The sequence below is a fragment of the Actinophytocola sp. genome (assembly GCF_045807065.1).
In the GTDB taxonomy this organism is placed as follows: domain Bacteria; phylum Actinomycetota; class Actinomycetes; order Mycobacteriales; family Pseudonocardiaceae; genus Actinophytocola.
Genome location: NZ_JBJMIE010000412.1, coordinates 1 through 5,891 on the forward strand (window position 1 = coordinate 1; position 5,891 = coordinate 5,891).

Consider the following 5,891-nt stretch of genomic DNA (forward strand, 5'->3'; position numbering starts at 1 on the left):
CGCCGGAGGAGCGGAGCTTGCGGAGCGTTCCGGGGGCCGGGAGCGGAGGAGGGGACGGCGTGAGCGGAGCGAATCGCGGCAGGAGTCTGCGCCTGGTGCTGACCGTCGCGGCGGCCGTGGGGGTCGTGGCCGGGGTCGTGCTCGCCTCCCGGGCCTCGTCGCCGGCGGACACGCGGGACCCGGCCGCGCCGGTCGGGGTCACCAACACCCAGGACCCGAAGGTCGTCGAGTCGTACTGGACCGACGAGCGGCGGCGGAACGCGACGGGTGGCTGAGACGGGTCGCTGACGTGGGACGTGGCGACGCCTGCCCCGGCGGCGGAGAGGCCGGGGCAGGCGTCGCGGTTCGGCTCAGACGTTCCTGATCGCGTCGAAGACGTCGATCGCCGCGTCGCCGTGGTAGGCGCTGCGGTAGACGCTGAAGTCGAAGTAGTGCCAGCTGTTGGCGCCCACGATGTAGCCCCAGCCGCGGGAGGCCTGCAGGTCGTCGAGCCACGGCCCGCCGCTCGCGCCGTGGAACATGTCGCAGCCGATCTCCATGAAGCCGCTGTTCTCCGAGGTGGGGCCCTGGCAGTAGTAGAGGTGTTCGCCGTTCAGGTCGGTCCTCGCCGGCACGGCGTCCTGGGGGTAGCCGAACTCGTCGACGTTCCAGCTGTAGCCCTGGCCGAACTTGTAGCCCTGGGAGCCGGTGTAGTCCGCGACTCGGCCGAGGTCGTTCGGCCACAGCGCGATGGCCGCCATGTCGTACTGCCAGTCGCCGTTCTGCACCCAGCCGTTGGTCGCGGTCACCTGCTTCCACGTCCAGGAGCCGATCGCGGTCCCGTTGTCGTAGTCCGGCATGAACAGGAAGTCGGTGAACCAGCCGTGGCCGGCGCCGCCGCCGTGCACGCAGTGGCCCGCGGTCCAGATGGTGCTCAGGTTCTCCGCGTTGATCACGCTCGCCGAGCAGTACCCGGCGCTGCCGTCGTCGCGGGTGTAGTACAGCTTGCCGATCGTGGTCGCCGGCAGCTGGCCGTGCGGTCCCCACGGCTGCGCGGTGGTGACGTCCTGGACGCCGACGTCACCGACGCGGGAAGCACGGAGCTTCGGGGTGGTGCCGGGTCTCGACCGCGCGGGCAGCCGGGACGGCGGCACGTCGGTCGTGGCGGCGGGGTCCACGCGGACCGGTTTCTCCGGGGTGGCCTGGCGTCGCCGCTGGGGTGTCCAGTACGCGAGCAGCTTGCCCGCGGTCTGCGTCGAGCCGACGCTGACCGAGTTGATGCTGACAACGGAATCGCTCGCCGCGCCGGCCGTGGCCGGCGCGACCGCGAGGCCGGACGTTGCGAGGAATGCCGCGACGAGTACGGCCACACCCCGCAGGGCCTGTCTTCCGCTTGCCATACGAGGCCTCCATATCGTGCCGAGAGAGGCCGCCAGGAGGCATGCGTGAACGGGAGTGGTGCGCTTTCGACATCCCCAGTCAGGTCAGCACGTGCCCCCTACACGCGACCGAATTTCGCGTGCGAGCGTACCCGCGGCGGGAATTCTCCACAACGGCGCGAATCAGACCGGCCGGCCGCGCGGCACGAGCCGGACGCGGATCGGCTTCTCCGGGCCGAGCGTGAGCAGCGGCCGGGGGTTGACCGGCTCCTGCTCCGTCAGCTCGATCCGGTACCGCTGCATGACGGAGGCGATGATCAGCAGCATCTCGGTCATCGCGAACTGGTTGCCGATGCACAGGTGCGGGCCCGAGCCGAAGGGGAAGTAGGCGCTGCGGTCGCGTTTCGCGACCTCCTCCGCGGTGAAGCGGTCCGGGCGGAACTCGTCGGGCTCGTCCCAGAACTCGGGGTGGCGGTGCGCGTGGTAGGAGCTGAAGAAGATCTCCGTGCCGGCCGGGATCCGGAATCCGCCGATCTCGTCCTCCTCCAACGCGCGCCGCGACCCCAGCCACGCCTGCGGGTACATCCGCTGCGTCTCGTCGATCACCGAGCGGGCGTAGGTCAGCTTGCTGCAGTCCGCGAGCGTCGGCGGCTTGCCGAGGAGCTCCTCGTCGACCTCACGCAGCACCCGTTGCTGCACCTCGGGGTGGCGGCCGAGCCGGTACCACAGCCAGGTCAACACGTTGGCGCTGGTCTCGTGCCCGGCCCACAGCATGATCATGACCTGGTCGCGCAGCTGCTCGTCGGACAGGCGCGCGCCGGTCTCGTCCTCGGTCATGATCAGCATCGACAGCAGGTCGCCCCGGTCCACCTGGTCGGTCAGGTGCTGGACGATCACGTAGTCGATGATCTCCTCCGCGATCGTGCGGCTCGTCCGGTACCGCCGGTGGCTCGCCGTCGGCACGGACAGCGGCAGCAGCGGGAACCGCACCCACTCGCCGAGCTCGCGGTCGACCGTCTCGATGGCGTCGGTGAACCGGTCGCAGACCTCGCCCTCCTCGAGTGCGAACAACGCCCGCGCGACGACCCGCAGCGTCAGGTTGCGCATCTCCTGCGCGAAGTCGACGATCTCCCCGGCGGCGGCCTTCGCGTCCCAGATCTCGACGCGTGCCCGGATCACCGCGAGCATGTGCTCGGCCATCGACGCGACCCGCTGGTAGTGGAACGACGGCTGCATCATCCGCCGCATGGACCGCCACTCCTCGCCGCCCTCGACGGTCGCGAGGCCGCGGCCGAACAGGTTGCGGGTCATCCGGTACGCCCCGGAGCCGCGGTCGTAGCTGCCTGACCGCTGTTGCAGCACCCGCCGGATGTGGTGGGGGTGGCTGAGGAGGGTGACCTTGAGGGTGGCCAGGCGGAACGACGAGACGTCACCGTAGGTGTTCACCACGTCGCTGAGGAACGGCAGTGGCGCCTTCGGGTAGGTCATCATCGTACGGATCAGGTTCGTCGGTCCGGGTGGCGTGGGAAGCGGCACGGGCTTCAATCCTGCCAGGACGCGGCCGCCACGCGAGGCCCGTTTGGTCGAATCGGTTCGGGCGTTTGCGTCGTCGGCTATCTTCTCTACCTGCGTTTCGGTGCGCCGCCCAGCCTGAGGACTCACATGCCAGCACGACAGCACGTCCCGAACCAGCAGCGACGCCGGTCGACGACCGACGTGCTGCCGTACCTCCTGTTCGCCATGGCCGTCACGGCCGGTGCGACACTGTGGACGATCTTCCAGGTCCCGCGGTCGGACCGGCCACTCGTCGCGGTGACCATGGGCACGCTGGCGATAGCGCTGTGGATCGCACTGGCCGTCGCCGTGCGGCGCGCCCTCCACGCCGGTCGGACCACTGCCCGGCTGCGCACCCTCGACGCTGGCCTGCGGCGGCTGGTCGACGAGGTGCTGCCCGACGCGGCGCGCCGGGTCCGCGACGGCGCGTCCGCCGACACCGTGCTGGCCGACCTGAAGGCCGCGGACGTGCCCCGCGAGGTGCTGGCCGCGGTCGTCCGCGAGATCGCCCTGTCCGAGCGGCAGCGGTCGGCGGCGATGGCCGCGTGCGCGAACGCCGCCGGACGCGTCCAGGCCATGGCCACCAGCATGCTCGCCGACCTGCGCGAGATGGAGGGCCGGCACGCCGAGGACGTGCTGGGCGACCTGCTCAGGCTCGACCACAGCACCGCGCAGACCGGCCGCCTCGCCGACAGCATCGCCGTGCTGACGGGCGCCCGCTCCGGCCGGCGCTGGACCAGGCCGATCGTCGTGGAGAGCATCCTGCGCGGCGCGCTGGGCCGGATCCAGGCCTACCAGCGCGTCCAGGTGCACTCGGGCAGCACGGCCGCGGTCGTCGGCTACGCCGCAGAGGACGTGATGCACGCGCTCGCCGAGCTGATGGACAACGCGACCCGCTTCTCCGCGCCGTCGGAGGAGGTGCACGTCTACGTCGAGGAGCTGCACACCGGCCTCGTCATCACCATCGAGGACGGCGGGCTCGGCATGAAGCCGCAGGCGCTCGCGCGGGCCGAGGCCGCGGTCTCGACCGCCGAGCCGCTGGACCTCGCGAAGGTGCCGGGCACGCGGCTGGGCCTGGTGGTCGTCGGCTCGCTCGCGCGCAAGCACAAGCTGCAGGTGTACTTCAGGCCGTCCTCGCGCGGCGGCACCGGCGTCGTGGTGCGGATCCCGAACCAGCTGGTGGTCCATCCGCGCGAGGAGGAGCCGACGGTCTCCATGCCGAAACCGGTCGAGTCGGTCGCCTCGGCGGGCGGCGAGGCCACGACGACCTCCGCCACCGCCACCGCGGTGCTGGAGCCGGCACCGCCCGACGAGGACGTCGCCGACGTCACCGAGCTGCCCAAACGGCCGCGCGGCCAGACGCTCGCCAAGGCGGTGCGCGCCACGGAGGCCAACCGCGAGACCCCGAAACGCACCGAGAAGAGGACCGACATCGGCGCGCGCTTCAGCGCTTTCCAGCAGGGCCGCCGATCCACCGAGCCCGCGCAGGACGCCGCGGAGACCGGCCGAGAGGATGACTCCGAATGACCATGGCGACCGACGCCAACCTCACCTGGATGCTCGAGAGCCTGGTCGAGCAGACCGCGGGAGCGAACCACGCGCTGGTGCTGTCCAGGGACGGGCTCAAGCTGTGCCACACCTCCGGGTTGTCGGTGGACAAGGCCGACCAGCTCAGTGCGATCGCCGCCGGCGTGCAGGCGCTGTCGCAGGGGGCCTCCGTCGAGTTCGGCGACGGCACCGGCGGGGTCCGGCACTCGATGACCGAGTTCCACGGCGGCATCCTGTTCATCGTCGAGGCCGGTGAGGGCGCGCACCTGGCCGTGCTCGCCGACGAGGACGCCGACGTCGGGTTGATCGGGCACCGGATGAACGAGCTGGTCGAGCAGATCGGCGCGTTCCTGGTCGCGCCGCCGCGCAGGCGTGAGCACGCATGATCCGCCGCGAGCTGGACAACGAGGAGCCCGACCGGCTCTACACGGTCACGCGTGGTCGCAGCCGCGCCGAGGACGAGGACCTGGACCTGGTCACGCTGGTCGTGGCCACGGCGGAGCCGGCGGCGGGCATGCAGTCCGAGCACGTCCGGATCCTGCGGCTCGCCCGCAGCCCGATCGCGATCGTCGAGCTCTCCGCCGAGCTGGGGATGCCCGTCGGCGTCGTCAAGATCCTGGTGTCCGACCTGCTGCGCGCCAACAAGGTCACCGCCCGCCACCCGTCGTCCAGGGCCCGTCGCCACCAGCTGCCCGACGCCGCCATCCTGAAGAAGGTGCTCGTTGGACTCCACAACCTCTGACCGCCCGCCACTGGCCGACACGGCGAGCGACGGCCTCAAGATCGTGATCGTCGGCGGGTTCGGGGTCGGCAAGACCACCATGGTCCGCTCGGTGAGCGAGATCCGCCCGCTCTCGACGGAGGAGACGATGACCCAGGCGGGCCTGGGCATCGACGAGACGGGTGGCGTCACCGGTAAGACCACGACGACCGTCGCGTTCGACTTCGGGCGCATCAGCCTGAACGACGAGATGGTGCTGTACCTGTTCGGCGCGCCAGGACAGGAGCGGTTCTGGTTCCTGTGGGACCGGCTGTTCTCGGGCACGCTCGGCGCGGTCGTGCTGGTGGACACCCGGCGCGTGGCCGACTCCTGGTACGCCATCGACCGCCTCGAGCACCACGGGACGCCGTTCATCGTGGCGCGCAACAACTTCCCGGGCGCCACGCACAGCCTCGAGAAGGTCCGCGACGCGCTGTCGCTGCCCGACGAGGTCCCGCTCGTCGACTGCGACGCCCGCGACCGGCAGTCGGCCAAGCAGGTGCTGATCAGCCTGGTCGACCACCTGTACGCGCTGAGCACGGCCCGCGAGGCGGTGCGTTCATGACCGACCTCGCGCGCCGCGCCGACGCGGTTGCCCTGTACGGCCCCGCCTACCAGCAGGACCCGATGGGGCTCTACGCGGAGATCCGCCGCAAACACGGCCCGGTCGC

The 5,891-nt window shown here is 71.2% G+C and carries 7 protein-coding genes; 5 read left to right on the forward strand and 2 right to left on the reverse strand.

The annotated features are described in order from the left end of the window. Positions 1-59: 59 nt before the first annotated feature. Positions 60-275 carry a hypothetical protein gene (locus ACJ73U_RS23980; RefSeq protein ID WP_407779939.1) on the forward strand — a complete coding sequence of 72 codons (216 nt, stop codon included), beginning with the start codon at positions 60-62 and terminating at the stop codon, positions 273-275. Between the two features lie 75 nt (positions 276-350). Here the strand turns inward: ACJ73U_RS23980 and ACJ73U_RS23985 are convergent, their stop codons facing one another. Both ACJ73U_RS23985 and ACJ73U_RS23990 read right to left on the reverse strand, forming a co-directional pair. Beyond that, positions 351-1,379, reverse strand: coding sequence for a trypsin-like serine peptidase (locus ACJ73U_RS23985; RefSeq protein ID WP_407779940.1), 1,029 nt, complete (start codon positions 1,377-1,379; stop codon positions 351-353). Between the two features lie 162 nt (positions 1,380-1,541). Continuing rightward, complete coding sequence (locus ACJ73U_RS23990; protein WP_407779941.1) at positions 1,542-3,038, reverse strand: cytochrome P450; 1,497 nt, start codon at positions 3,036-3,038, stop codon at positions 1,542-1,544. On the opposite strand from ACJ73U_RS23990, the gene ACJ73U_RS23995 reads away from it, so the two are divergent. Genes ACJ73U_RS23995 through ACJ73U_RS24010 form a run of 4 tightly spaced genes read left to right on the forward strand, consistent with a single transcriptional unit; the run spans position 3,021 to position 5,785 of the window. After that, positions 3,021-4,439 (forward strand): sensor histidine kinase, encoded by a 1,419-nt coding sequence (locus tag ACJ73U_RS23995; protein WP_407779942.1) that lies wholly within the window; start codon positions 3,021-3,023, stop codon positions 4,437-4,439. The genes ACJ73U_RS23990 and ACJ73U_RS23995 overlap by 18 nt on opposite strands. A 2-nt stretch (positions 4,440-4,441) precedes the next feature. Continuing rightward, positions 4,442-4,846, forward strand: a complete 405-nt coding sequence (locus ACJ73U_RS24000; RefSeq protein WP_407779945.1) for a roadblock/LC7 domain-containing protein — start codon at positions 4,442-4,444, stop codon at positions 4,844-4,846. Continuing rightward, entirely contained in the window at positions 4,843-5,202 is a 360-nt protein-coding gene (locus ACJ73U_RS24005) for a DUF742 domain-containing protein (protein ID WP_407779943.1), read from the forward strand. The genes ACJ73U_RS24000 and ACJ73U_RS24005 overlap by 4 nt, the downstream gene beginning before the upstream one ends. Further along, positions 5,183-5,785, forward strand: a complete 603-nt coding sequence (locus ACJ73U_RS24010) for a GTP-binding protein (RefSeq protein ID WP_407779944.1) — start codon at positions 5,183-5,185, stop codon at positions 5,783-5,785. The genes ACJ73U_RS24005 and ACJ73U_RS24010 overlap by 20 nt, the downstream gene beginning before the upstream one ends. Positions 5,786-5,891: the final 106 nt, after the last annotated feature.

Coding starts and splice junctions, on each gene's coding strand:
- ACJ73U_RS24000 (WP_407779945.1), top strand. CDS start 4,442: ATGGCGACCGACGCCAACCTCACCTGGATGCTCGAGAGCCTGGTCGAG.
- ACJ73U_RS23985 (WP_407779940.1), bottom strand. CDS start 1,379: ATGGCAAGCGGAAGACAGGCCCTGCGGGGTGTGGCCGTACTCGTCGCG.
- ACJ73U_RS23995 (WP_407779942.1), top strand. CDS start 3,021: ATGCCAGCACGACAGCACGTCCCGAACCAGCAGCGACGCCGGTCGACG.
- ACJ73U_RS24005 (WP_407779943.1), top strand. CDS start 4,843: ATGATCCGCCGCGAGCTGGACAACGAGGAGCCCGACCGGCTCTACACG.